The organism is Actinospineispora spinosispora DSM 44797 (genome assembly GCF_000429025.1).
GTDB classification, from domain to species: Bacteria; Actinomycetota; Actinomycetes; order Mycobacteriales; family Pseudonocardiaceae; genus Pseudonocardia; species Pseudonocardia spinosispora.
The window spans coordinates 150051-174392 of sequence record NZ_AUBB01000017.1 but is presented as its reverse complement, the minus strand read 5'-3'; the positions used below and the strand labels follow the sequence as shown (position 1 = coordinate 174392).

Below are 24342 nucleotides of genomic sequence, written 5' to 3'. Positions count from 1 at the left end.
CTGAGCACAGCGAGTTGCCGGGTTCAGCACATCGACGCATGTGCCGAATCCGGGCCGGCAGCCGTCACCGCAGGATGACCAGTGGCTGGTCACGTGCAGTGTGCAGCCGCCACAGTTCCCCGGCAACGTCGTCCGGTTCGTGCCTCGCTCCGGACCCGAGAGGCCCCACGATCGTGACCTGCGCGGCGTACACACCGTCCTCGGCGAGCGCGTCGTGGAGCATGCGTGTGTACGCCGACTCGGCCGCGTAGGCGACACCGGACACGGCGCGGTCGGGGTGCGGTTCGACGGCGGCACCGCCCGTCGTGAACAGCAAGGTGCCGGAGCCCTGACGGCGCATGTCCGGTGCCACCGCCCGTACGGCCGCCGCCGCGGCCACGACGTTCAGTGCGAGCGCGCTCTCGAGGTCCGCCGGTGCGGTGTCGAGGACCGGCTTGATCCATTCGACGCTCGGCCGTGGGCTGAACAGCACCACCTCGACGGCGCCGAGCCGCCGCCGCAGTACGTCGAACGCCGAGGCGAGTGCCTTCCCGTCGGTGAGGTCCGCGGCGGCGGACGCCGTCGTGATGCCCTCGGCGACCAAGCCGGAGGCGATCTTCTCCAGGTTCGCGGTGTCGCGTGCGACGATCCCGACCGGATGTCCCTCGTGGCCGAACCTTCTCGCGGCGGCGGCACCCAGACCGGGACCGGCACCGACCACGACGAATGCGCCCCTGTCGCTCATCGCCAGTCCCCATCCACGCTCATCGTCAGTGCCTCGTTCGCATCGATCTCGTCGCGCATCCGTTCCAGGCGGGCACGGGTTCCGGCGAGCGCGTCGGAGCCGAGCAGCAGCCGCCGTGGTGGCGCATCGGCCCCGATCGCCTCCGCGATGGCCTCGGCGGCGCGAGCCGGGTCGCCGGGCTGGTGGCCGGAGGCGGCCAGCGTCGACTCACGGCGGGCGCCCGCGGTCTGTTCGTAGTCCTCCAGGCGGATCGGGGACTGGTGCATGGAGCCTCCCGCCCACTGGGTGCGCAGACCTCCCGGCTCGACGATCGTCACCGCGATGCCCAGCGGCGCGACCTCCGCCGCCAGCGACTCCGACAGGCCTTCCAGCGCGAACTTGGTCGCGTGGTAATAGCCGGTAGCGGGGAAGGCAGCCAGACCTCCGAAGGAGGAGACGTTGACGATGCGCCCTCGGCGGCGGGCACGCATCCCGGGCAGAACGGCCTTCAGGACCGTCACCACGCCGTGCACGTTGGTGTCGTACAGCGCGCCGACCGCGCTGTCCTCGCCCTCTTCGATGGCTGCCAGGTAGCCGTATCCGGCGTTGTTGACCAGGACGTCGATGCACCCGAAGGTCCGCTCGCACTGCCGGACCGCCTCGGCCACCGAGGAGGGGACGGTGACATCCAGTTCCAGGGCGAGTGCGTGATCGCCGTACTCGGCGGCGAGATCGGCCACCGTTGCGCGGTCGCGAGCAGTGACGGCCACGCGGTCGCCCTGTTCCAGGGCGTGCCGGGCCAGCGCCCGGCCGAGACCCTGGGAGCATCCTGTGATCAGCCATACGTTCGGTGTGTTCTTGTCGTTCCGCATGACTCCATGAAAGTGACGAGCCGAGGATCGCGCCTCACCCCCTTGAGGGTGGCTCTCGCGGGGTCAGGCTCGCGGCGGACGGCCACAGTTCGACAGCGGTAGCGTCGGTCGGGTGGAGCATGACGACAACCAGCTCGGTGCTTTCCTGCGTAGTCGCAGGGAGAGGATCGACGCTGCCTCCGCTGGGGTCATCGACAACACCCGGCGGCGGGTGAAAGGGCTGCGCCGCGAGGAGCTGGCGCTGCTGGCCGGACTCAGTCCCTCGTACTACACCCGCATCGAGCAGGGCCGCGACCGGCATCCCTCCCGCGAGATCCTGCTGGCGCTGGCACGGGCGCTGCGTTTGGACGACACCGAGCGGACCTATCTGTGGTCGCTGGCGACACCGCCGCTGGAACCGGCGGGCAACGATGTGGCGCCCGCCCGTACCGTCCGGCCCGGTGTGCTGCGGCTCCTGGAACGGTGGGCCGACCTGCCCGCGTTCGTCGTCGGGCCCCGCCGTGACGTCCTGGCCGGCACCGCACTCGCGGCCCGGGTCAACCCCGCGTGGTGTCCGGGCCACAACCTGATCGAGTTCACTTTCCTCGATGCACGCGCACACACGGTGTACCCCGAGTGGGACGACATCGCGCTACAGGCGGTCGCCGGTCTGCGCGCCACCGCCGGAGCGCGCCGAGGCGAGCTGGACGGCTTCGTGGCGAACCTGCGCGAGGGCAGTGAGACGTTCCGGGCGCTGTGGGACTCCCACGACGTGTACGAGCGAACGATGGGCGAGAAGCAGCTGCGCGTCGAGGGCGTCGGTGTCCTGCGCCTGGGTTTCGAGACCTTTGCGCTCACCGGACCCGAGGGCCACGTCCTGTACGTGTACTTCCCCTCGCCCGGCAGTGCCGACGACGAGATGCTGCGCACCCTCACCTGAGAGACCCCTCCACCGCTCCGGGCCCGCGCAATAACCTGGGGGGCATGTTTCTGGTGGAGCTGACCTATCAGGGCCCGCTCGAACGCATCGACGAGCTGCTCGACGAGCACTACAACAATCCGCACGGGCTCTTCGCCCTCGGGATGGTACGCCTCGCCGGTCGTCTGGAGCCACGCACCGGCGGTCTCATGGTGGTGGAGGGTGAGCGGGCGGAGGTCGAAGCCGCACTCGCGGCCGACCCGTTCATCGTCAACGGCGTGGCGACCGCGCGGATCGTCGAGTTCCATCCGACCCGGCCGTGGAGCGGACCGACGGGGTGAGCGTGCGCGGGCGCTCAGCCCGTCGGCAGGGGCAGGAAGATCGCCGCGAGAACGACGATCGCCAGCGCGAACGCGCTCCAGACGATCGTCGCCCAGAACTGCGTGCTGTCCGACGTGCCGGGAAGCCGATCAGGGGGCGTGTCGTCGCCGATCTCGTTCGCCCCTCGGTAGCGGACCACGGCCTGCCTCCAAAGGTGTGGGACTCCGAGTGCGTCGACGGTACGGCCTCGCACCGGTGACGTTCAAACGGGACGACCTGATGGTGAATCGTAACGCCGTGATATTTCGGTTATCGTCGCCTGGTGCAGCAGGGCGAGGAGTACGACGGCCGATTCGACCGCTATGTGGCGATCGGCGACAGCCAGACCGAAGGTGTGGGCGACGGAGACGACGCCACCGGCCTGAGGGGATGGGCGGATCGTCTGGCCGAGCGCCTGGCCCGGGTGAACCCGGACCTGCGGTACGCGAACCTCGCCGTGCGTGGCCGACGCGCGGGTGAGGTCCGCGCCGGGCAGCTCGATGCGGCCATCGCGCTCAGGCCGGACCTGGTGACGGTCGTGGCCGGGGTCAACGATCTCCTGCGCCCGGGTTTCGACGCCGACGAGGTCGCCGGTCAGCTGGAGGTGATGTTCGGTGCGCTACGGGCCTCGGGAGCGTGCGTCGCTACGCTCACCTATCCCGACGTCGCCAGGATCGCGCCGCTCGCGCGGCCGCTGAGGCCACGGGTCGAGCGCCTCAACGAGCGAATCCGGGCGGCCGCGGCACGTCAGGACGTGGTCGTGGCGGACGCCGCCCGTCACGACGCGGTGGCCGACCGGCGGTTCTTCGGGCCGGACCGGCTCCACGCCAACGCGCTCGGCCACGAGCTCATCGCATCGGCCGTTGCTCACGCGCTGCGGGTACCCGGAAGCGATGACAGCTGGACCCGGCCGGTCGCTGCCGAGCACGCCGGCCGCCGGCACGCGGGTCCGGTCGCGGAGCTGCGCTGGGCGTCCACCTTCCTCGGCCCCTGGATCGTCCGCCGGGTCGCCGGCCGCTCGTCTGGCGACGGTCGCTCCGCCAAGCGCCCCCACCTGCGTCCCGTCCCGGAGGCGCACACCCCATGACGCGGCACCCGTCATGGAAGTCCCCTGCCACCTCGCACTGACCCCGACGCCCGCTAGGGTGCGGTCGTGCGGGCCCGTGCGATGTCCGCCGCGGTGCCGTGGCGGTAGATGTCGTGGTACTGGGTCAACGAGCGGCGGGTGAGCTCCTCGGCGGACACGGTGTCGAAGCGTGACGGTGAGAGGGACTCCATTCCCGTCGCGCTCGGCTGCTCCCCGTGCATGAGTTCGACCAGCGCCCGAGCCGCACCGGCCGCATGGGTCACCCACACCGCCTCGGCCAGCCACAGGCCCTCGGTGTGGCCGGCCGGGCCGACGAGCGGCAGGTTGTCCGCGGTCATGGAGAACAGTCCGTTGACCCGCCGGGCCGGCGTGAACCGGGTGGCGGAGGGGAGAAGGTCGATCGCGGCGTCGACGGCCGGCTCGAACGGCTCCCCGGGCCAGGCCTGCTCGGCACACGCGCCGACCACATCGACGGGCGCCGGCACGTGGTCATACGTGCCGAAGCCCAGGCAACGTCCGTGGTCGCGCGCACAGACATGGCGCTCCGGCCACCGGACGAACGGCGTCGGGTCGGTCATCCGATGCGTCGTCCCGTACACATAGGGATGGGCGACGGGGGTCAGTGGGAGTGACCGGCCCGCGAGCCCGACGACCTCCGGACCCCAGACCCCGCAGGCGATGACCACGTCGTCGGCCGCGATCGCGCCTCTCGAGGTCCGTGCCAGCCGCATCCGTCCTCGGACCGTCTCCCATGACTCGAACGCGGTGTCGAAGCTGAACTCCGCACCCGCGCGGACGGCCTGCGTCCGGAGAGCCCCGGCCAGCGTGGCTCCATCGGCGACGCCGTCCCGGGGATGGAACAGGCCCCCGACGCAGCGGTCCGGATCGATCAGCCGCGGGTTGAGCGCCGCCGCCTCCCTCGGCCCGAGCAGGGTGGCCGTCAGGCCTCGTTCGCGCGCCAGCTCGGCACGGTGCTCCAGATTACGCAGGCCGTCCGCGCCGAGCGCTACTTCCACGCCACCGACCCGCAGGAACCCGGCGCCGCTCGCGCGGGCGATCGCGTCGTAGCGGTCCGCGCTCATCCTGGCCAGGTCGGTGAGAACCTCGGTCTCGTTGAGCTGTCCCACGAATCCGGGCGCGCGTCCTGTCGACCCCGGGTTGCTTCCCGGCGCGCCCTTGTCGATCACGCGTACAGCGATATTCGGCCGCGAGGCCAGCTCCGCGGCGACCGCCGTCCCGACGATACCTGCCCCGACCACCACAACTTTTCGCACGCCGTCTCCTCCCGGTCCGTCGAGACGAAGCATACCGACCAGTGGGTATGTACGCGAGACCCGGTTGTCGGCCTCCCTGTCGACCGAGCTCAGCCTGTGTCGGTTGCCAACCCGTGGAGAACCATGTCGGAGTAGGACTCGGCGATGGCCTGCATGCTGCTGCCACGGCCGGAGCGATACCACTCGTGCGCCCACGCGCACATGCCCATGATCCCGAAGCTCACCAACCTCGGATCGCCCTGCGTGCTGAGCGCTCCGTCGCGGATTCCGGCCTCGACGACACCGGTGAAGAGCGCCTCGTACTCGTCGCGCTTGGCCTTGATCTCGGCGAAGTCCTCGGGGGTCAACGACCGGCGCTCCCGGTAGAAGATCGCCATGCGATCCCGATGGACCTCGACCGACTCGAGTAGGTCACGGATCAGCTCCCGCAGCGCTTCCGGCGCGGACGGCGACCGATCGATGATCTCCTTCGCCCGCTCGATCTCCTCGTCGAGGAAGCTGTGGTGGATCAGTCGCAGCACGTGGTCCTTGCTGCGGAAATGGTGGTAGAAGGCGCCCTTGGTGAGCTCCGCTGCCCCGACGATGTCCTGCACCGTGGTGCGCTCGTACCCGGATTCGGAGAACAGTCGCACCGCCACGGCGATGAGATGCTCCCGGGTGCGCGCCGAGGCCTCCTCGTGAAATGACATCAACGCCCCTCCCGAGCCGTCGCCATACTAGTGAGCACGGTCCGGGTCCCTCTCACCTGGCACAGGGGCGTCCGAGCGTCAGGGGCGCACGGTGTCCTCGATCCGGCGGACCGCGTGTCGCAGCGCCTCGCGGCAGGCCGCGATGGCCGGGTGCTCACCGCTGCCACGTCCCACCGCGGTGAACAGCTTGCGCACGTGCGGGCCTCCTGGGAGCGCCCGCAGCGACACTGTCGGTCGCTGGTCGATCCAGATGATGTCGGGAAGGAACGCGGCCGCGTGGCCCATCTCGACCAGTCTCTTGTGCACCTGGATGTCGCTGGTCTCGTAGCGGATGTCCGGGTCGAACCCGGCGAGGCGGCACAGCTCGATGGACCACTGCCGGGACGCGCAGCCCTCGGGCTCCATCACCCAGGGCTGCTCAGCCAGCTCGGCGAGGTCCTGCCTCGGATCGCCGGGCGGGAGCGCGAGGCGCATCCGGTCGTCACACAACTCGACCCGTTCCAGCTCGGCGGGCCTCGCGGTCGCGTATCCCGGGTACTCCTCGCCGATCACCAGGTCGACGTCGTGGGTGATCATGGTGCGCAGGGTGGTCGTCGAGTCGACCTGGATGACCTCGACCCGCAGACGGGGGAAGGCCTCGCTCAGCATCGTCAGCATGACCGGGACGATGGTCAGGTTCACGGTCTGGAAGGCGCTGATGCGCACGGTGCTGGTCAGCTCGGTCATCGACTGCGCGATCTCGGACTCGGCGGCGGCGAGCGCCCGCATGATCGTCTCGGTGTGCGCGACGAGGATCTCCGCCTGGGGTGTCAGCTTGAGGCGCCGGCCCTCCGGTTCGAGCAGCGCGACACCTGCCTCCCGCGCGAGCTGGGAGAGTTGCTGGGAGATCGTGGAGGGGCTGTAGGAGAGCGCGTCCGCGACCGCACTTATCGTTCCCCGACGGTGGAGCTCTCGAAGTAGCCTTAGTCGGCGCAGGTCCAGCATCGTTTATGATCTTTCGGCTTTTTCGATCCTTTACGTTCGAACATACCAACTTTCCCGAAACGATGATGAAGGGCACACTGTCCGTGACTTCGGTCACCGCGCGTTGTCCAGCCCGAGGCAACGCAGTCCAACAGCCCAGAAAAGGTCGAGCGTGACTTCAACCAACCCGAGCGCGGACGCCACCGGCGCGCCGCCGGCCCAGGCCGGCTACCACAAGGACCTGGGCAACCGCCAGGTGCAGATGATCGCGATCGGCGGCGCGATCGGCGTCGGCCTGTTCCTCGGTGCCGGTGGCAGGCTCAAGGACATCGGGCCGTCACTCATCCTCGCCTACCTCGTCTGCGGTCTGTGTGCGTTCTTCGTCATGCGGGCGCTGGGCGAGCTGGTCGTCTATCGGACCCGTTCCGGCAGCTTCGTGTCCTACTCCCGGGACTTCATCGGCCCCTGGGCCGGGTTCGTGACCGGGTGGATGTTCTGGGTCAACTGGGCGTTCACCGGCATCGCGGAGCTCACCGCGATCGGCGTCTACATGCACAAATGGCTGCCGGAGATGCCGCAGTGGATCAGCGCCCTCATCGCGCTGGTCGTGGTGTTCGCCGCCAACCTGATCTCGGTGAAGCTGTTCGGGGAGCTCGAGTTCTGGTTCTCCATGATCAAGGTGCTGGCCATCTCGATCTTCCTGGTGACCGGTCTGTACCTGGTCGTCACCCACGCGTCCATCGGAACCGGTCACGCCGGGCCGGAGAACCTGTTCACCGGCAACGGCCTGTTCGGCGACTTCTTCCCGAACGGGTTCGCGATCGCTCTGCTCAGCCTGCAGGCGGTGATCTTCGCCTACAACGGGGTGGAGATGGTCGGCATCGCGGCGAGTGAGGCGAAGGAGCCGAAGAAGATCATCCCCAGGGCGATCAACTCCGTCGCGTGGCGGATCGGCCTGTTCTACTGCGGCTCGGTGCTGCTGCTGGTCATGATCCTGCCCTGGACCATGTACGGCCCGGACGAGTCGCCCTTCGTGCTGGTGTTCTCCAGCATCGGCGTCCCGGCCGCCGGTCACATCATGAACCTCGTGGTGATCACCGCCGCGTGGTCGTCGGTGAACTCGGGCCTCTACTCGACCAGCCGGATCATGCACGGACTGGCCGCGGTCAAACAGGCACCCGCGTTCACCGCGCGCATCAGCAAGCGCGGCGTCCCGGTCGGCGGTCTGATCCTGACCACCATCGTTTACGTCTTCGGTGTCGTGCTCAACTACCTGGTGCCGCAGCAGGCGTTCGACATCGTCGTCAACATCGCGGGCCTCGGCACGATCATCGTGTGGTCGTCGTTCCTGGTGGCCAACATCAGGATGCGGGCCATGGCCGCGCGCGGGGAGCTGGAGCCGCCGAAGTTCCGGATGCCGTTCGCCCCGTACAGCAACTACATCACGCTGGCGTTCCTGCTGATGGTGGTCGTGCTCATCGCGTTCGCCAAGGACTTCTCCCAGCGGGTGTCGTTCTATGCGATCCCGGTCGTCGTCATCGCGCTGTTCGTCGGATGGCGCGCCGTCCGGAACAAGGTCCCGGACTTCGACCCGGAGCTGGAGCCGGCCTCGGCCTCGCGCGACGCCTCGCAGCCCGACTAGCGGCATGCCCCACTGGCACGAATGTGGCTTTAGGGACGTTGAACGTCCCTAAAGCCACATTCGTGCCGTTGGAGGGGGGGCCGGTAAGCGCCAGGATGGCGGGATGACGGGTTCGGGTGGACCGACCAAGCTGACCCTGCCGCCGACCGCGTTGCGGTCCCGGGTGACCGAGATCGAGAACGTGTACGTCATCGGGCACTTCGGGATCGCCCGGGTCGCCGAGCGGGACTGGTCGTTGCGGATCGGCGGCGCGGTCACCGAGCCGCTAGAACTCACCATGTCGGGGCTGAGGGCGCTGCCATCGGTGACCGTTACGGCCGTACTGGAGTGCTTCGGCAACCCGCTCGCGCCCTCGATCCCGGTCCGGCGCGCGGCGAACGTCGTGTGGCGCGGTGTCCCCGTGGCCGACCTGCTCATGGCCGCGGGGGTGGAACCGGGAGCGACGGCCCTGTGGGCCGAGGGCATGGACTCGGGCCGGTTCGACGACGTCGACTGCACCGAGTACCTGAAGGACCTGCCTCTCGAGATCGCCGTCGAACGGGGCATCGTGGCCTACGAGATGAACGGCGCGCCGCTCACCGCGGAACACGGGTTCCCGGCGAGGTTGTTCGTGCCCGGCTACTTCGGCACGAACAACGTCAAGTGGCTCCGCGAGCTCACCGTGACCGACCGCAGGCCCGAACACCTGTTCACGACACGGCTGTACCAACGCCTCGAACCAGGATCCTCAGAACCCAGGCCGGTGCGCGACATCGATGTCACCAGCCTGATCACCATCGCGCCCGGATCCCGGGCGCCCGGCGAGGTGCTGATCGAGGGCTGGGCGTGGGGCGCGGCGCAGATCGAGCGTCTGCAACTGCGGATCGGTGGATCCTGGACGGATACCGAGCTGGAGCGGCGACCGACCGGCACGTTCGGCTGGCAGCGGTTCTCCCACCGGCACCGATTCGAGGCAGGCGATCATGAGATCACCGCGAGGGCGACCGATGCCCTCGGACGGGTCCAGCCGCTTGCCGACGCGCGTAACCAGGTGCATTCGGTGACGCTGAGTGTTCGCTAGCGGCACCGCTCCACTCTTGCGTGAATCGGCGAGGCGTTGGTTCACGGGCTCGGTATCGTTGTCGCCGATGATGATGCACCGGCCCCGCTGGGGCCTGGCGAGGACCGGTGCGCCGGCGTCGACGGAGCTGTCCGGCACGGTGGGCCGCAAGGTCCGGCTCCGCGAGATCGCCGGGCCCGACCTCCGCACCCTCATCCGCTTCGACCGTGATGCGGCACGGGGTGGCGACCCGCGAATCGGCGGGTACCGGCACTGGGCCGCCCATCGGGCCGCGGCTGAGGACCCCAGCCTGCAGTTCGCCATCGAGACCCTGCGCGGCGGCATGCTCGTCGGATCGGTCTGCGCGATCGAGGCGGACCCGTCGTCCGGACGGTTCAGCTACGGCATCGGTATCGGACCGCGGCACCGGCGGTGCGGCTACGCCGGCGACGCCATAGCCATCCTGCTCGGGTTCATGTTCACCCAGCGTGGTTACCGCGAGTGCGAGGTCAGCATCTTCGGCGGCAACCTGTCCTCGCTGTCGCTGCACCAAGGCCTCGGGTTCAGGGAGGAGGGTCGGTCTCGGGACACCGAGCTGCTCCACGGCGGGATCAAGGACCTGGTGCGGATGGGTATCGACGCGGAACGCTTCACCGAGCTGCACCCGGACTTCGCCGGGCCGGGCGGCCCTGAGGGCACCCGCCGAGGGCGCCATTGGCGCCGGACCCGGGGCCGCCACTGGTACGCCGAGGTCAGCCCGTCGTAGCGGAGCGGACCGCGCTCCCGCACAGACCGTGCACCTGGTCGGTGACCTCGTCCAACGAGCCGGACGTGGGCCGCGCGTCGGCGAGGAGCTCATCCACCTGCGCAAGACCCGCGCGGGACAGCAGTGTCTTCTCGTTCGTGACCCACTCGCCCCTCGCCGCGAGAACGGCGTGCGCGGCCTGGGACGTGCCCTGTGCGAGCAGCCCGACGCACTGGGTCAGCCGAGCGTGCGCGGCATGGCTCGACCTGGCGTAGCCGAACAGCAGCTCGGCACTGTTCCACCACACCGTGGGCGCCGCCGCACGCAGCGCCGCCGGATAGGTGGGACGGGGCAGCTGTCCACGCAGCACCTCATTGATCCCCAGCTCGGCGACGACGAGGTAGGACGGGATGCCGGCGAGGTGGAACAAGAGCGGCTCGATCCGGAATCGGCCCGCCCGCGCCTCGGCCAGCTCGTGCTCGACCGAGCAGAGATCGCGGTAGTGCACGTCGACGCGCCGACCGTCGACCTCCAGCCATGCGCCTCCGTTGAACACCCCGCCACCCCACGCGCCCAGCTCGAACACCTCGCCGGGCCAGCCCAGGGCGCGCAGGTCGCCGGGGTCGAAGGTGTCCCGGTAGTAGACCGCCATGTCCCAGTCGCTGTCCGGGCGGTGGGTGCGTTGCGCCCGGGACCCGCCGAGCGTCACCGCGTCGACGTGGGGGAGCGCGATGAGCCGATCCGCGACGTGCGCGACGAAGTCGTCGTCGTTCACCTGATCATCACTTCCCTCGGGCGTGGGCTCTCAATCCAAGATCACCACCGTATGAGGGCTGTCCACCCGGTTTCGGTGGGGCTGATCAGGTGAGCCGAGCCAGGCGGTGGACGAGGTTCTCCAGCGTGTCGTCGTCCTCCGACCAGGGAAAGTATGGGACGTTCGTGCGCAGCGTGGCGTATCCGTGCAGCGCGATCCACAGTGCCGTCGCGTCGCGCACCGGATCGTTGCTGGACGAGCGTCCCGCCGCGACGCAGTTCTCGATCCCGGTGATGAGGGTGGCGAACGCCTCGGCGCCGACCATGGTGTGGACGGAGTCCGCCTTGGCGATGCCGGTGGTCAGCGTGCGGCGGCGGTCGAACAAGACGTGGTACCTGCCGGACTGCTCCTCGGCGAACTCGAGGTAGGCCTCGCACGCACCGCGCAGCTGATCCACCGGGTCGGTCTGTGCCGCGACTGCCGTCGACACCGCGACGTACAGGTCGTCGAACGCCGCATCGACGACCGCCTCGAGGATCGACTCACGGTCGGGGAAGTGGCTGTAGATCGCCGGCGCGGTGATGCCGATCCGCCGGGCCACCGCGCGGAGCGTGACCGCGTCCTCGTTGCCGGTCTCTTCCAGGAGCTCCGTGGCCGCTGCCTGGATGTCATCGCGTAGCTGTGCGCCCTGACCTCGCGGGTTGCGCTGTCGTTTCACCGCTGCCGCACTCATACGGGTCACTTTACAGGTGATTACCGACTTGCTTACTATTCGCCAGTAAACACACACCCGTTTACTGATGGATGGAGCACGGTCATGCTCGAGGCAACGACGCCGTCGGCAGCAGCTGTCCACACCGGACCGACCGCGACACGACATCGTCCCGGTCGAACGGCCGTGCTGGCCTCCGGCGCGGTGGGCGGGGTCGCGCGAGCGCTGGAACAGGCCGGCGGGATGACGATCCTGCTCGCCCGCGTGGTGCGTACCTCGGTGGGCAGCCCACTCGGCTACTGGGGCGAGGTCCGCGACCAGATGTACGAGATCCTCAAACTGTGCTGGATGCCGATGATGGTGTCCTGCGTCGCGTTCGGCTTCGGTGCGCCAGGTCTGCAGGGTGGCAACTTCTTCAGCCTGTTCGGCATGCCCGAGCGCCTCGGGTCGTTCTTCATCATGGCGAGCGTCCGGGAGTTCGCTCCGTGGATCAACGCCATGGTCGTCGCGGGCGTGATCGGTACGTCGATCACAGCCGATCTCGGCGCCCGGCGTATCCGCGAGGAGTTCGACGCCATGGAGGTTCTCGGCGTCGACCCGATCCGGGTGATCATCCTGCCGCGAGTGGTCGCGCTGGTCATCATGACCGGACTGATGGACCTGGTCGCGCTGGTGTTCGGAGTGCTGGGTGGCTGGCTCGCCGCCTTCGAGCTCGGCGCCGACTCCGACGCCTTCTTCGCCAACTTCTGGGCGAACGCCACCACCACGGACATGTGGGGCAGCGTCGTGAAGACGTTCATGTTCGGACTGATCGTCGGCATCGTGTGCGCCTACAAGGGCTACCACGCGCAGGGCGGACCGATGGGGGTCGGCCGCGCGGTCAACCAGGCCGTGGTGATCGCCTTCGCGCTGATCTACTCCACCAACTACGTGTTCACCGCGTTGCTGCTCGGGCTCCACCCGTACATGCAGGTCTACCGATGAGCGCCCAGGTCACCGTGCGCGGCTCCCTCGCCTCGGTGGGCGAGATCGTGCGGTTCAGCGGCAGCGTGATCCGCGAGCTGCCGCACACCCGCAGGTACGCGAGCGAGGTCGCGCACCAGGCCGGCGTGCTCATCCTGACCAGCGGACTGATCATCTGGGCCATGCAGGGTGTGATCGGGACGATGTGCGGAACCGAGGCCGCCTACACGCTCAAGCAGGTCGGGGCGCCGCTGTACTCGGGGGTGTTCAACGCCTGGTGCGGCCTGCGTGAGCTCGCGCCGTACATGTGGGGCTACATCTTCGCCGCGAAGGTCGGGTGCGGGTTCGTCGCGGAGCTCGGGTCGATGCGCGTCGCCGACGAGATCGACGCCATGGAGGTCATGGGCGTCCGGTCACGTACCTACCTCGTCGGAACTCGGCTGCTCGCGGCCTGGATCGCCATCCCCTTCCTGTTCACCATCGGGCTTGCCATCATGTACCTGGCGGAGTACTTCGTCACGGTGATCAACCTCGGCGGGGTCTCCTCCGGCGGGTACCTGTACATCTTCTGGCTGTACCAGACTCCCGGCGACTTCCTGTACGCACAGCTCAAGGTGATGGCGATGGGAACGGTCATTGTGCTGGTCGGTTGCTACCACGGGTTCACCGCACACGGCGGCCCGGTCGGGGTGGGAAGAGCCACCGCCCGCTCGATGATGATCAACATGGTGCTCATCCACATCATCGGGGTGCTCGGCACCCAGCTCTTCTGGGGACTGAGCCCCAACGCACCGGTCGCCAACTGAGAAGGCAGGTCGATTTCGTGTTCAGTAATCCCGTGCAACCGGGCCGCTACACCGCCGAGCTGTCGGACGACGGTGTTGTGGTGTTCCTGATCGGTATGCGGTTCAACCACTGGTGGCGCATCGACAAATGGTGGTTCATCCTCACCGGGATGGCGCGCATGCTGCGCTATCTCGACCGGGGTGACGCCGGCCTGCTGCAGAGCAGGTACTGGTTCGGCCGCACCCTCATCCTGGTGCAGTACTGGCGCAGCATGGACGAGCTGATGGCGTTCGCCTCGGACTCACAGGCACCGCACGCCCGCACCTGGCGCGAGTTCAACCAGCGGGTCGGCAACGACGGCAGCGTCGGTATCTACCACGAGACCTTCCAGGTGCTGCCCGGGAACTCGGAGGCGATGTACGTCAACATGCCGGTGTTCGGGCTGGGCGGAGCGCTCGGCCCGGTCCCGGTGGACAGGTCGCGGGACACGGCCCGCCAGCGCCTTGCCAGACAACGCCGTGCCGAACGCGTCGCCGCGCAACCAGACGGGGTCGACGATGTCGGGGCGCGCGGCACGCAGACCGGGTGAGGCACTACCGCCTGGATGCGCTGACCGCGTCGGCGTCGATCCGCCTGTCGCGCGGTTCCGGCAGGCGCACGTCGTCGTCCGGTTCCACCGCGACCGGCTCGGAGGGCACAGTGGGTTGCGCGGGCTGCGGGGTCGAGGGCGGTGGCTTCTTCAGCATCAGTACGAGCAGCACCCCGACACCGGTCGCGGCACCGGTGGCGATGAACATGTCGGCGTAGGACATGGCCTGGACGTGCAGTTGCGCGGTCTTGTAGAGACCGAGGAGCTTCGCCTGGTCGGCGTTCTGGTACTGCGGCAGTGTCGACGCGGTCTGCAACGAGCCGGTGTCCGAGGACAGCTGGGCCTTCACCCTGGACACCAGAATGCCCATGATCGCCACGCCGAGTGCGGACGCCACCCGTTGCACGACGTTGTTCATCGCCCCGCCGTACCCGACCAGGTGCGGCGGCAGCCAGTTCAGGCCGTTGGTCATGATCGGCATCATGCCCAGTCCGCCGCCGAGGACCGCCACCATGACCCAGACGGTGGCCTCGGTTCTCGTCATGTCGACGTTGATGCCGGTGGCCAGTAGGTAGGCACCCAGAACGCTGCCGGACAGCCCGATGAGAGCGGGCAGCCGTGGACCGAACTTGTCGTAGAGCACGCCCGCCAACGGCACCAGGACGACCATCATCAGTCCCATCGGCAGCAGCACCATGCCGGTGGAGTGAGCGGTCAGTCCCTGTGCGCTCTGCAGGAACTGCGGCAGGTAGTACATCGTGGCGAACAGGCTGATCATCAGCACCCCGATGAGCAGCAGCGAGTTGATGAACGGCCAGCACCGGAACAGCCGCAGGTCGATCAGCGGGTGCTCGACCTCGTTCTCGATGACCGCGAACAGGGCGAGCGACACCACGGCGCTCGCGGCGAGGATCATCACCAGATAGGAGTCCCAGTGCCACTTCTGGCCCTTGGAGGACACCACGATGATCGCGGCGAGGCCGTAGCCGAAGGTCAGGAAGCCCCACCAGTCGAACCTCTGCGCCGAGGGGCCCCTGCTCAGCCTCGGCAGCAGGAACAGCCCGGCGAGCACGGCGGCGATGCCGATCGGGGTCTTGAAGTGGAAGATCCAGCGCCAGCTCAGATCTTCGACCAGGAGCCCGCCGATGGTCGGGCCGCAGCTCGGCGCCGCGGCGACCCCCAGTCCGTACAGACCCATCGCCGCGCCGATTTTGTCCTTCGGCACGATCTGGTAGATCATCGAGATGGTGACCACCGGCACGATGCTGCCGGGGATCGCGGCCAGCACGCGGAACGCGATGAGGCTGTTGAGGTCCCAGGCCAGACCGCACAGCGTCGATCCCAGCAGGAACCCGATCATCGCGACGCGGTGCAGCAGCGTCGGCCCGAGTCGGTTCGCCAGCCAGTTGCTCGTCGGCACGAACACGGCCAGGCCCAGCGAGAACGCCGTGCTGATCCAGGCGACGTCGTCGCTGCCGCCGCCGAGGTCCTTCTGGATGTGCGGGATCGCCACGTTGACGATCGCGCTGTCCATCGGGGGCAGGAAGCTCCCGACCATCAGCACCAGGAGAGGCGCCAGCCAGTTCTGGGTCGCGCGATCGGCGTCCGGTGTGGCGGTAGCAAGCATCACCTCAGTTCTTAGCATAGGAGAGCTATATAAGTCAGTAATGAAGACGAAATCCGTCGTTTTCCATGGTCAACCGGTGGTTCGGTCAGCCGCGTGAGCCGGCGACCTCTCTCAGGATGCGCAGTGCCTCGTCGGCGTGCCGGTCGAACTTCATCTCGCCGGTGATGACCTCGACGACCCGCTGGTCCTGGCCGATGACGAAGGTGAGCCGTTTGGTGTGCAGCGGGATCAACCGCCGCCACGCGCCGAACCGTTTGGCGACGACGCCGCCCTCGTCGGACAGCAACGGGTAACCCAGCGAATGCGCGCCCGCGAAGCTCTGCTGCTTGTCGACCGAGTCAGGGCTGACGCCGACCGGGCGCGCCCCGAGCGCGGCGAACTCGGCCGCCAGATCACGGAAGTGACAGGCCTCCCTGGTGCAGCCGCCGCTCGAGGCGAGCGGGTAGAAGAACAGGACGACCGGGCCGTCGGCCAGCAATGCGCTGAGCGTGCGCCGCTCGCCGGTCTCGTCCGCGAGCTCGAAATCCTGTACCTGGTCACCGGGTTTCATGAGGGTCCTCTCCTGGGGATGTGGCTCGTTGGTCGATCATTGTTCGCCGGGCTGTCCCGCTCCGCGTCGGCGAGGTGGCATCGGGAGGAAGCCGCTGGTCCGGCGGATGTAGTCGGCGTACTCCGGCCGCCGCCGGCCGATCGTCGACTCGAGGAGCCGGGCGCCGCTTCCCCTGGTGAGCAGGAAGGTCATGACCGCCGCCGACACGAGTGACACCAGACCGAGCCGGTGGTGCAGCGCCAGCAGCGTCAGGCCCCACCAGACGCAGGCGTCACCGAAGTAGTTGGGGTGGCGGGTGTAGCGCCAGAGCCCGGTGTCCATGACCCCGCCGCGGTTGTCCGGGTCGGCACGGAACCGGGACAGCTGAGCATCGCCGACGGTCTCGAACACGAACCCGACGATCCACAGCGCGATGCCCAGCCACATCAGCGGATCGCCGCCGACGAGCGTGTCGCCCGTTCCGTACTGCGCGAGCTGCACGGGAAGCGACACCAACCACACCAGCGCGCCCTGGACCAGATAGACCGTGCGCAGCGCATACAGGTCCCGGTTCCCTGGCGCTTTCGCCAGCAGCTCCCGGTACCGGGGGTCCTCGTCGCGACCTCGGTTGCGGACGGCGATGTGCCAGGCGAGCCGCACACCCCAGACGCAGGTCAGACCCGTGACCAGGACCCGTCGCCACGAGTCGCCCTCACCGGCCGAGAGCACGAACGTCGTGACGGCGACGACCGCGAACCCGAGGCCCCAGACGACGTCCACACCGTCGTGCCGGCCACCACGTACCCACACCGCGACCGCGGCCGCGGCCAGCATGAGCACGAGCGTGGCGACCGCGGTCGCACCGAGGTTGGTGAGGACCGCCGTGAGCGTCGGAGGCGAGGTCATCAGACCCCGTCCGGCGCACCACGCCGAGCCGAGGGACCGATGCCGTGCGGCAGGGGCACCGCGGGCTCCTCTCCGGGGTCGCCACCGAGAAGGTGCGGGCGAGCGCGGGGCAACCCGTTGCGGCCGTGGTCGTCCGGCCGGACCGCCAGCATCTGGTGCACGCTCATCCGGTTCTCGTCGAACGCCAGCGCCGCCCCCGCGAGGTAGAGCAGCCACACGCGGTACTGCTCCTCGCCGACCAGGGCGACCGCTTCCTCCCGCCGTTCACGCAGGGTCTCCAGCCACGGCAGCACCGTCCACACGTAGTGCTCCCGCAGTGTGTGAACGTCGACGACCTCGTGGCCGGCCTGTTCGAGCATGGCCAGTGTCGCGCCGAGGGGACGCATGAACATGTCCGGCGCGACGTACCGTTCGATGAACGCGCCACCGCCCGGCGCGGAGTCCGAGCCGGCGGCACCCCGGCTCATCTGCTGCAGCAACAGCCGGCCGTTCGGACGCAGCAACCGGTACAACACCCCCGCGTACGTCGGATAGTTGTCCTCTCCGACGTGCTCGCCCATCTCGATGCTGGCCACGGCGTCATACGGCGGGTCGGTGATCTCCCGGTAGTCCTGGACCCGGATCTCGACCTGGCCGCTCAGTCCCAGCTCCGCCACCCGCGCGACCCCGAAGTCCCGCTGCCGTGCCGACAACGTCACGCCGGTCGCGGTGACCCCGTAGTGCGTGGCCGCGTGGATCAGCAACGCCGCCCATCCGCAGCCGACGTCGAGCAGGCGCATGCCGGGGCGCAGGTTCAGCTTGCGGCAGATCAGGTCGAGCTTGTCGCGCTGTGCGTCGGCCAGCCCGTACTCCGGGTAGTCGGCGGGGTCCTGGGTCCAGTAGGCGCAGGAATAGGCCAGTCGCGGGTCGAGGAGCAGCTGGTAGAAGTCGTTGGACAGGTCGTAGTGGTGCGCGATGGCGGCACGGTCGCGTACCCGGCTGTGCAGCCGGCCGGACAGCCGCGCCTCGGACACCGGCGCCGGTGGCCGGGGGCCGACCGCACCCAGGCTCACCGCGAGACGTACCGCGTCGAGCCGCTCAGACAAGCTCAGGCTACCGCCGTCGGTGCGCTGCTCCCTGGCGATCGACCAGAATCGGTGAAGGCCTTCGGCCAGGTCACCCTCGACGTCGAGCTCACCGGTGACGAACGCGCGGGCGAGCCCGAGCTCACCGGGGTTCCACAGCAGACGCCGCAGGGCCCGGCGATGCCGGACGACGACCACGGGCCCACCGGCCGGGCCCGCTTCACTCGCGTCCCACGCCCGGAGCCGGACCGGCATCGGGGCGCCGATCAACCGCTCGACCAGATCGACCAGGCGGGAGGCGACAGCTTCCTTCATGTGCGGACCTCTCGATAGATGCTCTTCGGTGCTTCGGAGCCGGCGGCCCGCCGGATTGGCGGTCCGTCCTGGCTGGTCACTGCGCTTCCGAGCACCGCGGTGTGACGCGGTGTCACTCCCGGGAGGCAAGATCGGTGGCCGTTCGGAGACGGCCGACATGCGCGGCCGCACACACCCGTGGAGGAGAACTCATGTGCAGGGGCAGCGGCACCCGACGGCATCGGCCAAGAGTGCGCCTGTCCGCGTGAGCTCCCAGCAGTGCGTCGAACCCGCACCGGCCTCGACCCGGTCCGCTCGGCCCAGACTGCACAGCCTGACCGGCCTGCGTTACTTCGCCGCTCTGGCGGTGGTCGGGGTGCACGTGGGCTCGGAGTTCGCCGGCTCCGACACGATCGCCGTGGCCACCGGGTACGGATACGTCGGAGTCACCTTCTTCTTCCTCCTGTCCGGCTTCGTCCTGACCTGGTCGTACTCGGCACAACCGGTGGCTCGCTTCTGGTGGCTGCGGTTCAGCCGGACCTGGCCGCTCAACATGACTCTCATGGCGGTGTGGTTCACCGTCGTCGTGGAGCGTGCGCACCTTCCGGGCCCGGTCCACCAGGCCGCGGCGGTCCTGATGATCCAGGCATGGGACCCGCGCAGGTCGGTGTACTTCGTGGGGAACTTCGTCAGCTGGTCGCTGTCCTGCGAGATGTTCTTCTACCTGATGTTCCCGTTCGCCATCATGCTGATCAGACGGCTGGACCGGCGCGGCCTGCTGGTCGCGGCGCTGAGCACGACCTCGGTGATGGTGCTCGCGCCGTGGAGCCTCAGCGGTGTGGTCACGGCCGAGCGGTTCCGGTGGCTGTTCTACATCTTCCCGCCGTACCGGTTCGGCGAGTTCCTGCTCGGCATGATCGTGGCCAGAGCGGTCCTGCTCGGGTTGCGCGTCCCGTGGGCGCGGTGGGGTGGCGTCGGTGCGGGTTTCGGGCTCGCGCTGCTCACCGCGCTCGTCACCTGGTCGACGGTCGCCACCGGGGACACGGTGTCCCGCCCGCTGGTGGCCCTGCTGGCGATCCCGTTCCTGATCCTGTTGCTGGCCAGCTCGGTCACGGCCGACATGGGGACCGGCAGGCGATGGCTCGCCAGGACACCGCTGGTTCGGCTCGGCGAGTGGTCGTTCGCGCTCTACCTGGTGCACGAACCGCTGTTCCAGGTCACTCAGCGGTGGGGATGGTGGGGCAACGGCGCGGTGACCGACCTGACGATCTTCCTGTTGTGTGCCACCGGCCTGGCGGCGGTCCTGCACTACGGGGTGGAGCGCCCCGCCGAGCGCCTGCTGCGCCGTGTCGCTCCGCGCAGTCAAGTAGCGCCGTGAGTAGTTGATTACTTACTGTGAGTCAGCCTGGCGACCGTTTACCTGTTCGTGGTGACCATCCATCGTTTTCGCGAAGTTTCGTCACGCTGAGTCGTAACCAGAGCGGAAGTGATCAGTTGAGCCCCATATGTCTCACTGGTTACAACTTTCACAGGGCGGGCCGGCCTCCCGCGTGACCGAGTGCATCGGACGGCAGCTGCGGGGTGTCGCCGCATGGTGAGCATCTCGGCACGAGGCGGTTCGGCGAAGATGCGCCGACCGGGCCATGCACTGATCACCAACCCCGGACGGCGGCTGCCCTCCGGCTTCGCCGCCATCGCCGGCATTGTCGTGCTGCTGGGTGTGTTCCTGCTGGTGGTCTTCGGATTCCACCGCTCGGCTGGGACCGCCTCGACGGAGAGCGACCTCACCGGTTCCGGCGACGCCGCATGGCAGACCAACAGCGGACCGATGATGTCGTTCGCACCGACGACCTCGGCCGCCGTCCCGACCCGGGACGGTGCTCGCAAGGACCCGCTCAGCTTCACGGACTCGAACTCGGGGACGCGTGCCGGTTCGGCCGCGTCACGGAGTGCGTCCGCGAGCCGGACCAGAGCCGCGAGCTCGCCGTCGACCCGCGCCAAGGCGACGGAGGTCGAGGAGACCGCGGAGCATCGGGCCTCGTCGTCGAGCGACCGCACCACCTCGCGCACGACGTCGGCGAAGACATCGAGCCCCGCCCACAAGCCCACTCCGAAGCGGATTCCGGCCCAGACGAGGGACGCGGACACCGGTGGCGGGCTGGGCGGCGCGGTGAAGGCGCTCGTCCCCGCGCTCTGACCGGCGAGACACTGCATGATCATCACCGCCTGAGGGTTGATTCTCCGGCGACGATCAGCCCTCAGGCGGTGATGATCTCGGTCGGGACGCTAGATGCGGGTGGCGACGAGGGCGCCCTTGCCGGTGTCCAGGGTCGTGGTGACCAGCCTGGAGTCCTGCTCGATCAGGCGACGTAGCGGGGCGATCTCGCTGGGGTGGGATCGCGCATTGTCCGCGATCAGGACGCCACCGGGGCGCAACACCCGCACCGGGTGCGGCCACCACCCGGGGTACTCGGTGCGTTCGGCGTCGAGGAAGAGCAGGTCGACGGAGTCGTCGGGCACGCCGGCGAGCAGTGCGCCACCGTCGCCGACGACGAATCGCACCTGGTCGGCCAGGCCTGCCGTGGTCAGGTGCCGTAGCGCGACGGCCTGCGCGTCCAGGTCGAGATCGACGCTGCGCACCTGCCCGCCCGTGGTCCGTGCCGCCTCGGCGAGCCACAGGGTGGACACACCGTGCGCTGTCCCGATCTCCACGATGTCGCGGGCCTTGACCAGGTGCACGAGGAACCAGACGAGCCTTCCGGCCTCCGGCTCGAGCACGCGCCACCGCTTCAGGCGGTCGGGTTCGTCCGCGTCGTGACGCTCGCCCTCGGCGGTGACCGCATCGATGACATCCTGCACCCGTGCGTCCATGTCATGATCCTCCCACGGACATCCGTCGCGAGCGGGGACGCGCGCGGCCCGAGCCGAACTGTCGGGGTGACAGGGCACAATGCGGCGTACCTGAGGTGAGGAGCGTTACGAACGATGGCCGGACCGAAATCCCTGTCGGAGCAAGAGCTGACGACGGTGCGGGAGGAGTTGTCCACCGGCAAGGCGGTCACGGTGTGGTTCACCTCGGCGGCCGTGGGAGTCCCGGTGGGCGGCTCGGCGAAGGTGATCTCACTCGGCGATGTGCCCGAAGGCGAGTTCATCCAGGTCAAGCCCGCGGGCTCGCGCGACACGATGTTCTGCTCGCCGAGTGAGCTGACCACCGCGCGCCCACCCCGCAAGCGTCCGGCGAAGCCGCCCGAGCTCGCACCGGAGCAGACCGCTCCCGCCGTGCGCGCTCCCGCTCCGGAGCCCGCCCCACAGGTACGCACGCCGGTGCCGCCCTCGCCGCCCGAGCGAAGCCAGGTGGTCCACGCCGAGCCGGCCAAGGTTTCCGATGACCGGCCGCGGCCCGCGTCCGGCCGGTCGGTGAAGCGCCCGCCCGACGTGACGGTCACGATGATCGCCACGACGGAGGGGGAGTGGACGGTGGAGGTCATGATCGGTAAGAAGCGCACCGTGCGGCCGACCGCGGTGAGCCCGGCCGACGTGGCGAAGGCGGCGCGCTCGCTACCGCCCGAGGTCGCCGAGGCCATCGAGTCGACGCTGGAAGCCGCCCGCCAGCGCCAGCTGGACCGGGTCGAGGCGCTACGCGCGGAGCTCGACGCGGCTCAGCGCGCGCTGGAGGAGCTCACCGGCTGATCGGTGCGGCGGTTCCCCGGCCGCTCAGTCCGCGCTGAGCGGCAGCTCGACGACGAACCGGGCACCGCCGCCGGGACGGTCCTCGATCCACACGGCGCCCGAATGGCGCCGGACGTGCTGCGCGACCAGGGCGAGTCCGAGTCCGCTGCCGGTGGCCGGCCCCCGGTCGCCGTGCCGGTTGCCCCGGGTGAACCGCTCGAAGACCTGTTGTCGCAGCTCGGGCGGAACTCCAGGGCCGGTGTCGTCGATCTCCAGCCGTGCATGGCGCTCGCGGCGCAGTACGGCCACCCGGACGGCGCCGCCGGCGTGACGGTCCGCGTTGTCGAGCAGGTTGGTGATGACCCGATCCAGCCGTCGCCGGTCCGCGAGCACCAAGGGGTGCGGTTCGTCGACGTGGAGTGGGACGTACTCGTTCCTGGCGGCGACGGTGTGGGACACCAGCTCCGCGAGGTCGCACGGCTCCAGCTCGTGCTCCTGGTTCGAGTGGTCGTGCGAGATCTCGAGTAGATCGATGACCATCTGGTGAAAACGTGCGAGGTCCGCGGTCAGCAACCGCAACGCGCGCCGCGACGTGGAGGACAACTCGTGCTCGCGTTTGTTGAGCACCGCGGTGGCGTTGACCATCGTCGTGAGCGGCGATCGCAGTTCGTGGCTGACGTCGCCGGCGAACCGGGCGTCGCGGGCCACCCGCTGTTCGAGCGCGGTCGCCGTGCGGTTGAACGTCCTGGCCAGCGGTGCGAGGTCGGCATCGGCCTGCTCGGGCAACCGGGCCCGCAGGTCGCCACCCGCCACCCGTTCCGCTGTGCTGGTCAGCTCGGTCAGCGGGCGCAGCGCCTGGTGTCCGGCCCAGCGGCCCAGCAGCAGGCCGAGTACGAAGCTGGCTCCCACGCCGGCGAGCAACACGGTCCGGACGAACCGCAGCGTCTGTTCGAGGTCACTGAGCGTGGACAGCTCGATGTACAGACCGTCGCGCTGCGGCAACGCGGCCACGGTCGCCAGCACCGGCCGGGTGTCGATGATGTGCTGGGTGGGCGTCGTCGGGGTCTGCGCCGACTTCAGCAGACGCTCGGCCAGCGCCTCCAGGGTGGCCGGATCGGTCATCGGCCCGTCGGCGATCCAGCGGCCGTCGGCCCGCAGCGCGACCGAGTCCTCCTGGTCGTACTCGAGCTCGAGCAGCGCCGCGTTCGGGTCGAGTGTCGGATGCCGCTGCAGGTACGCGGTGATCAGCCTGGCGTTCGCGGAGAACTCGCCGAGCGCGCTCTGCTGACGCTGGTCGAACATGTAGTTCGACGCGAGGTTCCAGGTGACGAGCGCGAGCACACCGGTCACCAGCAACGAGGCGAACGCGAACGCCACCGCCACCCGCCAGCGCAGCGGCAACGTCCGGCGCCTCGGCACCCGCCTGGCCGGCGCATGCGCGGTCACTACGGGCTCGCCTTGTAGCCGACACCCCGGACGGTCAGGACGACGCTCGGGGCGTCCGGGTGGCTCTCCACCTTCCGTCGCAACCGCCGGATGTGGACGTCGAGCAACCGGGTGTCACCGAAGTAGTCGTAGCCCCACACCCGTTGCAGCAGCTCCTCACGCGTGACGACCCGGCCGTTCGCGCCCAGAATCTCGTGGAGCAGCCGGAACTCGGTCCTGGTCAGATGCACTTCCGTGCCGTCCTTGCGCACGACACCACGCTCGGGCAGCATCTCGACGTCTCCGGAGACCAGCTCGGTCTCGGTGCTGGGGCCGCGCGGTGCGCTGCGGCGCAGCAGTGCCCGGATCCGTGCGGCTAGCTCGCTCGCCACCAGTGGTTTCGTCACGTAGTCGTCGGCGCCTGCCTCCAGCCCCTTGATCACATCGGCGGTGCCGGAGCGCGCGGTGATGATGATGATCGGTAGGTCGCCCTTGGCGCGCAGCTGTTCGCACACGGCGAGTCCGTCGATCCCGGGGAGCATGAGGTCCAGCAGCACGACCTGCACATCGGACTTCTCGACCAGCGCGAGCGCCTCCTCGCCGGACACGGCGGGCACGACACGGATGTCCTCGTCGATGAGCCCGAGGGTGAGCGCCTCCCGAATCCTGACGTCGTCCTCCACCAGAAGGGCACTGTTGCCCATCCTCGTGCTCCCCTCGATGTCGAGCGCACCTGCACCTCTCGTCACATT

General features: G+C 69.0%; 27 protein-coding genes. 12 read left to right on the top strand and 15 right to left on the bottom strand.

Going from position 1 to position 24342, the window contains the following annotated elements; genetic code table 11:
• Positions 1 to 64: 64 nt before the first annotated feature.
• Both G406_RS0106960 and G406_RS0106955 read right to left on the bottom strand, forming a co-directional pair.
• Complete coding sequence (locus tag G406_RS0106960; protein WP_028933285.1) at positions 65 to 724, bottom strand: SDR family NAD(P)-dependent oxidoreductase; 660 nt, start codon at positions 722 to 724, stop codon at positions 65 to 67.
• Entirely contained in the window at positions 721 to 1575 is an 855-nt protein-coding gene (locus tag G406_RS0106955; protein WP_028933284.1) for an oxidoreductase, read from the bottom strand. Before G406_RS0106955 ends, G406_RS0106960 begins: the two co-directional genes overlap by 4 nt.
• Before the next feature lie 112 nt (positions 1576 to 1687).
• On the opposite strand from G406_RS0106955, the gene G406_RS0106950 reads away from it, so the two are divergent.
• Positions 1688 to 2494 carry a helix-turn-helix domain-containing protein gene (locus G406_RS0106950; RefSeq protein WP_028933283.1) on the top strand — a complete coding sequence of 269 codons (807 nt, stop codon included), beginning with the start codon at positions 1688 to 1690 and terminating at the stop codon, positions 2492 to 2494.
• 44 nt (positions 2495 to 2538) lie between these two features.
• Positions 2539 to 2814 carry a YciI family protein gene (locus G406_RS0106945; protein WP_028933282.1) on the top strand — a complete coding sequence of 92 codons (276 nt, stop codon included), beginning with the start codon at positions 2539 to 2541 and terminating at the stop codon, positions 2812 to 2814.
• A 14-nt stretch (positions 2815 to 2828) separates the two neighbouring features.
• Here G406_RS0106945 and G406_RS56510 read toward each other — a convergent pair whose 3' ends face one another.
• Complete coding sequence (locus tag G406_RS56510) at positions 2829 to 2993, bottom strand: hypothetical protein (RefSeq protein ID WP_156934709.1); 165 nt, start codon at positions 2991 to 2993, stop codon at positions 2829 to 2831.
• A 123-nt stretch (positions 2994 to 3116) separates the two neighbouring features.
• On the opposite strand from G406_RS56510, the gene G406_RS0106935 reads away from it, so the two are divergent.
• The gene (locus G406_RS0106935) at positions 3117 to 3920 is read left to right on the top strand and encodes an SGNH/GDSL hydrolase family protein (protein ID WP_037075444.1); all 804 of its coding nucleotides are present in this window, start codon (positions 3117 to 3119) and stop codon (positions 3918 to 3920) included.
• Positions 3921 to 3973: 53 nt separating this feature from the next.
• Here G406_RS0106935 and G406_RS45080 read toward each other — a convergent pair whose 3' ends face one another.
• The 3 genes from G406_RS45080 to G406_RS0106920 form a co-directional block, all read right to left on the bottom strand.
• Positions 3974 to 5194, bottom strand: a complete 1221-nt coding sequence (locus G406_RS45080; RefSeq protein WP_211241054.1) for an NAD(P)/FAD-dependent oxidoreductase — start codon at positions 5192 to 5194, stop codon at positions 3974 to 3976.
• A gap of 89 nt (positions 5195 to 5283) precedes the next feature.
• Complete coding sequence (locus G406_RS45075; RefSeq protein WP_051341745.1) at positions 5284 to 5883, bottom strand: TetR-type transcription factor C-terminal domain-containing protein; 600 nt, start codon at positions 5881 to 5883, stop codon at positions 5284 to 5286.
• A 78-nt stretch (positions 5884 to 5961) separates the two neighbouring features.
• Positions 5962 to 6867 (bottom strand): LysR family transcriptional regulator, encoded by a 906-nt coding sequence (locus G406_RS0106920; protein WP_028933280.1) that lies wholly within the window; start codon positions 6865 to 6867, stop codon positions 5962 to 5964.
• Between the two features lie 241 nt (positions 6868 to 7108).
• Between G406_RS0106920 and G406_RS45070 the strand changes: the two genes are divergently transcribed.
• The 3 genes from G406_RS45070 to G406_RS0106905 all read left to right on the top strand — a co-directional run bounded on the left by G406_RS45070 (position 7109) and on the right by G406_RS0106905 (position 10293).
• A complete protein-coding gene (locus tag G406_RS45070; protein WP_084215844.1) occupies positions 7109 to 8488 on the top strand; it encodes an amino acid permease in 1380 nt (459 codons plus the stop codon).
• Between the two features lie 103 nt (positions 8489 to 8591).
• Positions 8592 to 9548, top strand: a complete 957-nt coding sequence (locus G406_RS45065; RefSeq protein WP_051341743.1) for a molybdopterin-dependent oxidoreductase — start codon at positions 8592 to 8594, stop codon at positions 9546 to 9548.
• Positions 9549 to 9615: 67 nt separating this feature from the next.
• Positions 9616 to 10293 (top strand): GNAT family N-acetyltransferase, encoded by a 678-nt coding sequence (locus tag G406_RS0106905; protein ID WP_084215829.1) that lies wholly within the window; start codon positions 9616 to 9618, stop codon positions 10291 to 10293.
• Here the strand turns inward: G406_RS0106905 and G406_RS0106900 are convergent.
• Together G406_RS0106900 and G406_RS0106895 are read right to left on the bottom strand one after the other, a co-directional pair.
• Complete coding sequence (locus G406_RS0106900; protein WP_028933278.1) at positions 10280 to 11047, bottom strand: nucleotidyltransferase domain-containing protein; 768 nt, start codon at positions 11045 to 11047, stop codon at positions 10280 to 10282. The two genes, G406_RS0106905 and G406_RS0106900, sit on opposite strands and share 14 nt — an antisense overlap.
• A gap of 85 nt (positions 11048 to 11132) precedes the next feature.
• Positions 11133 to 11759, bottom strand: coding sequence for a TetR/AcrR family transcriptional regulator (locus tag G406_RS0106895; protein WP_037075443.1), 627 nt, complete (start codon positions 11757 to 11759; stop codon positions 11133 to 11135).
• Between the two features lie 84 nt (positions 11760 to 11843).
• Between G406_RS0106895 and G406_RS0106890 the strand changes: the two genes are divergently transcribed.
• From G406_RS0106890 to G406_RS45060, 3 genes are read left to right on the top strand one after another with little or no spacing between them, the layout of a single operon-like run.
• The gene (locus G406_RS0106890; RefSeq protein WP_245607034.1) at positions 11844 to 12722 is read left to right on the top strand and encodes an MlaE family ABC transporter permease; all 879 of its coding nucleotides are present in this window, start codon (positions 11844 to 11846) and stop codon (positions 12720 to 12722) included.
• Entirely contained in the window at positions 12719 to 13507 is a 789-nt protein-coding gene (locus G406_RS0106885) for an ABC transporter permease (protein ID WP_028933275.1), read from the top strand. Before G406_RS0106890 ends, G406_RS0106885 begins: the two co-directional genes overlap by 4 nt.
• A 17-nt stretch (positions 13508 to 13524) precedes the next feature.
• A complete protein-coding gene (locus tag G406_RS45060; protein WP_156934708.1) occupies positions 13525 to 14076 on the top strand; it encodes a DUF4188 domain-containing protein in 552 nt (183 codons plus the stop codon).
• A gap of 4 nt (positions 14077 to 14080) precedes the next feature.
• Here the strand turns inward: G406_RS45060 and G406_RS45055 are convergent, their stop codons facing one another.
• The 4 genes from G406_RS45055 to G406_RS45050 all read right to left on the bottom strand — a co-directional run bounded on the left by G406_RS45055 (position 14081) and on the right by G406_RS45050 (position 18517).
• Entirely contained in the window at positions 14081 to 15703 is a 1623-nt protein-coding gene (locus G406_RS45055) for a DHA2 family efflux MFS transporter permease subunit (RefSeq protein WP_051341741.1), read from the bottom strand.
• A gap of 85 nt (positions 15704 to 15788) precedes the next feature.
• Positions 15789 to 16253, bottom strand: a complete 465-nt coding sequence (locus G406_RS0106870) for a peroxiredoxin (RefSeq protein WP_028933274.1) — start codon at positions 16251 to 16253, stop codon at positions 15789 to 15791.
• Positions 16254 to 16289: 36 nt separating this feature from the next.
• Complete coding sequence (locus G406_RS0106865; protein WP_028933273.1) at positions 16290 to 17138, bottom strand: DUF1295 domain-containing protein; 849 nt, start codon at positions 17136 to 17138, stop codon at positions 16290 to 16292.
• Complete coding sequence (locus G406_RS45050; RefSeq protein ID WP_084215827.1) at positions 17138 to 18517, bottom strand: SAM-dependent methyltransferase; 1380 nt, start codon at positions 18515 to 18517, stop codon at positions 17138 to 17140. Before G406_RS45050 ends, G406_RS0106865 begins: the two co-directional genes overlap by 1 nt.
• A gap of 244 nt (positions 18518 to 18761) precedes the next feature.
• Here G406_RS45050 and G406_RS45045 point away from each other — a divergent pair, with 244 nt between their 5' ends.
• Together G406_RS45045 and G406_RS0106850 are read left to right on the top strand one after the other, a co-directional pair.
• Positions 18762 to 19874 carry an acyltransferase family protein gene (locus tag G406_RS45045; protein WP_051341740.1) on the top strand — a complete coding sequence of 371 codons (1113 nt, stop codon included), beginning with the start codon at positions 18762 to 18764 and terminating at the stop codon, positions 19872 to 19874.
• Between the two features lie 213 nt (positions 19875 to 20087).
• Positions 20088 to 20693 (top strand): hypothetical protein, encoded by a 606-nt coding sequence (locus G406_RS0106850; protein WP_028933272.1) that lies wholly within the window; start codon positions 20088 to 20090, stop codon positions 20691 to 20693.
• 89 nt (positions 20694 to 20782) lie between these two features.
• Here G406_RS0106850 and G406_RS0106845 read toward each other — a convergent pair whose 3' ends face one another.
• Positions 20783 to 21367 carry an O-methyltransferase gene (locus tag G406_RS0106845; RefSeq protein WP_028933271.1) on the bottom strand — a complete coding sequence of 195 codons (585 nt, stop codon included), beginning with the start codon at positions 21365 to 21367 and terminating at the stop codon, positions 20783 to 20785.
• Positions 21368 to 21481: 114 nt separating this feature from the next.
• On the opposite strand from G406_RS0106845, the gene G406_RS0106840 reads away from it, so the two are divergent.
• Complete coding sequence (locus tag G406_RS0106840) at positions 21482 to 22186, top strand: DUF6319 family protein (protein ID WP_028933270.1); 705 nt, start codon at positions 21482 to 21484, stop codon at positions 22184 to 22186.
• 24 nt (positions 22187 to 22210) lie between these two features.
• Here the strand turns inward: G406_RS0106840 and G406_RS0106835 are convergent, their stop codons facing one another.
• Positions 22211 to 23611 carry a sensor histidine kinase gene (locus G406_RS0106835; protein ID WP_245607033.1) on the bottom strand — a complete coding sequence of 467 codons (1401 nt, stop codon included), beginning with the start codon at positions 23609 to 23611 and terminating at the stop codon, positions 22211 to 22213.
• Positions 23611 to 24294, bottom strand: coding sequence for a response regulator transcription factor (locus tag G406_RS0106830; RefSeq protein ID WP_028933268.1), 684 nt, complete (start codon positions 24292 to 24294; stop codon positions 23611 to 23613). Before G406_RS0106830 ends, G406_RS0106835 begins: the two co-directional genes overlap by 1 nt.
• Positions 24295 to 24342 lie beyond the last annotated feature (48 nt).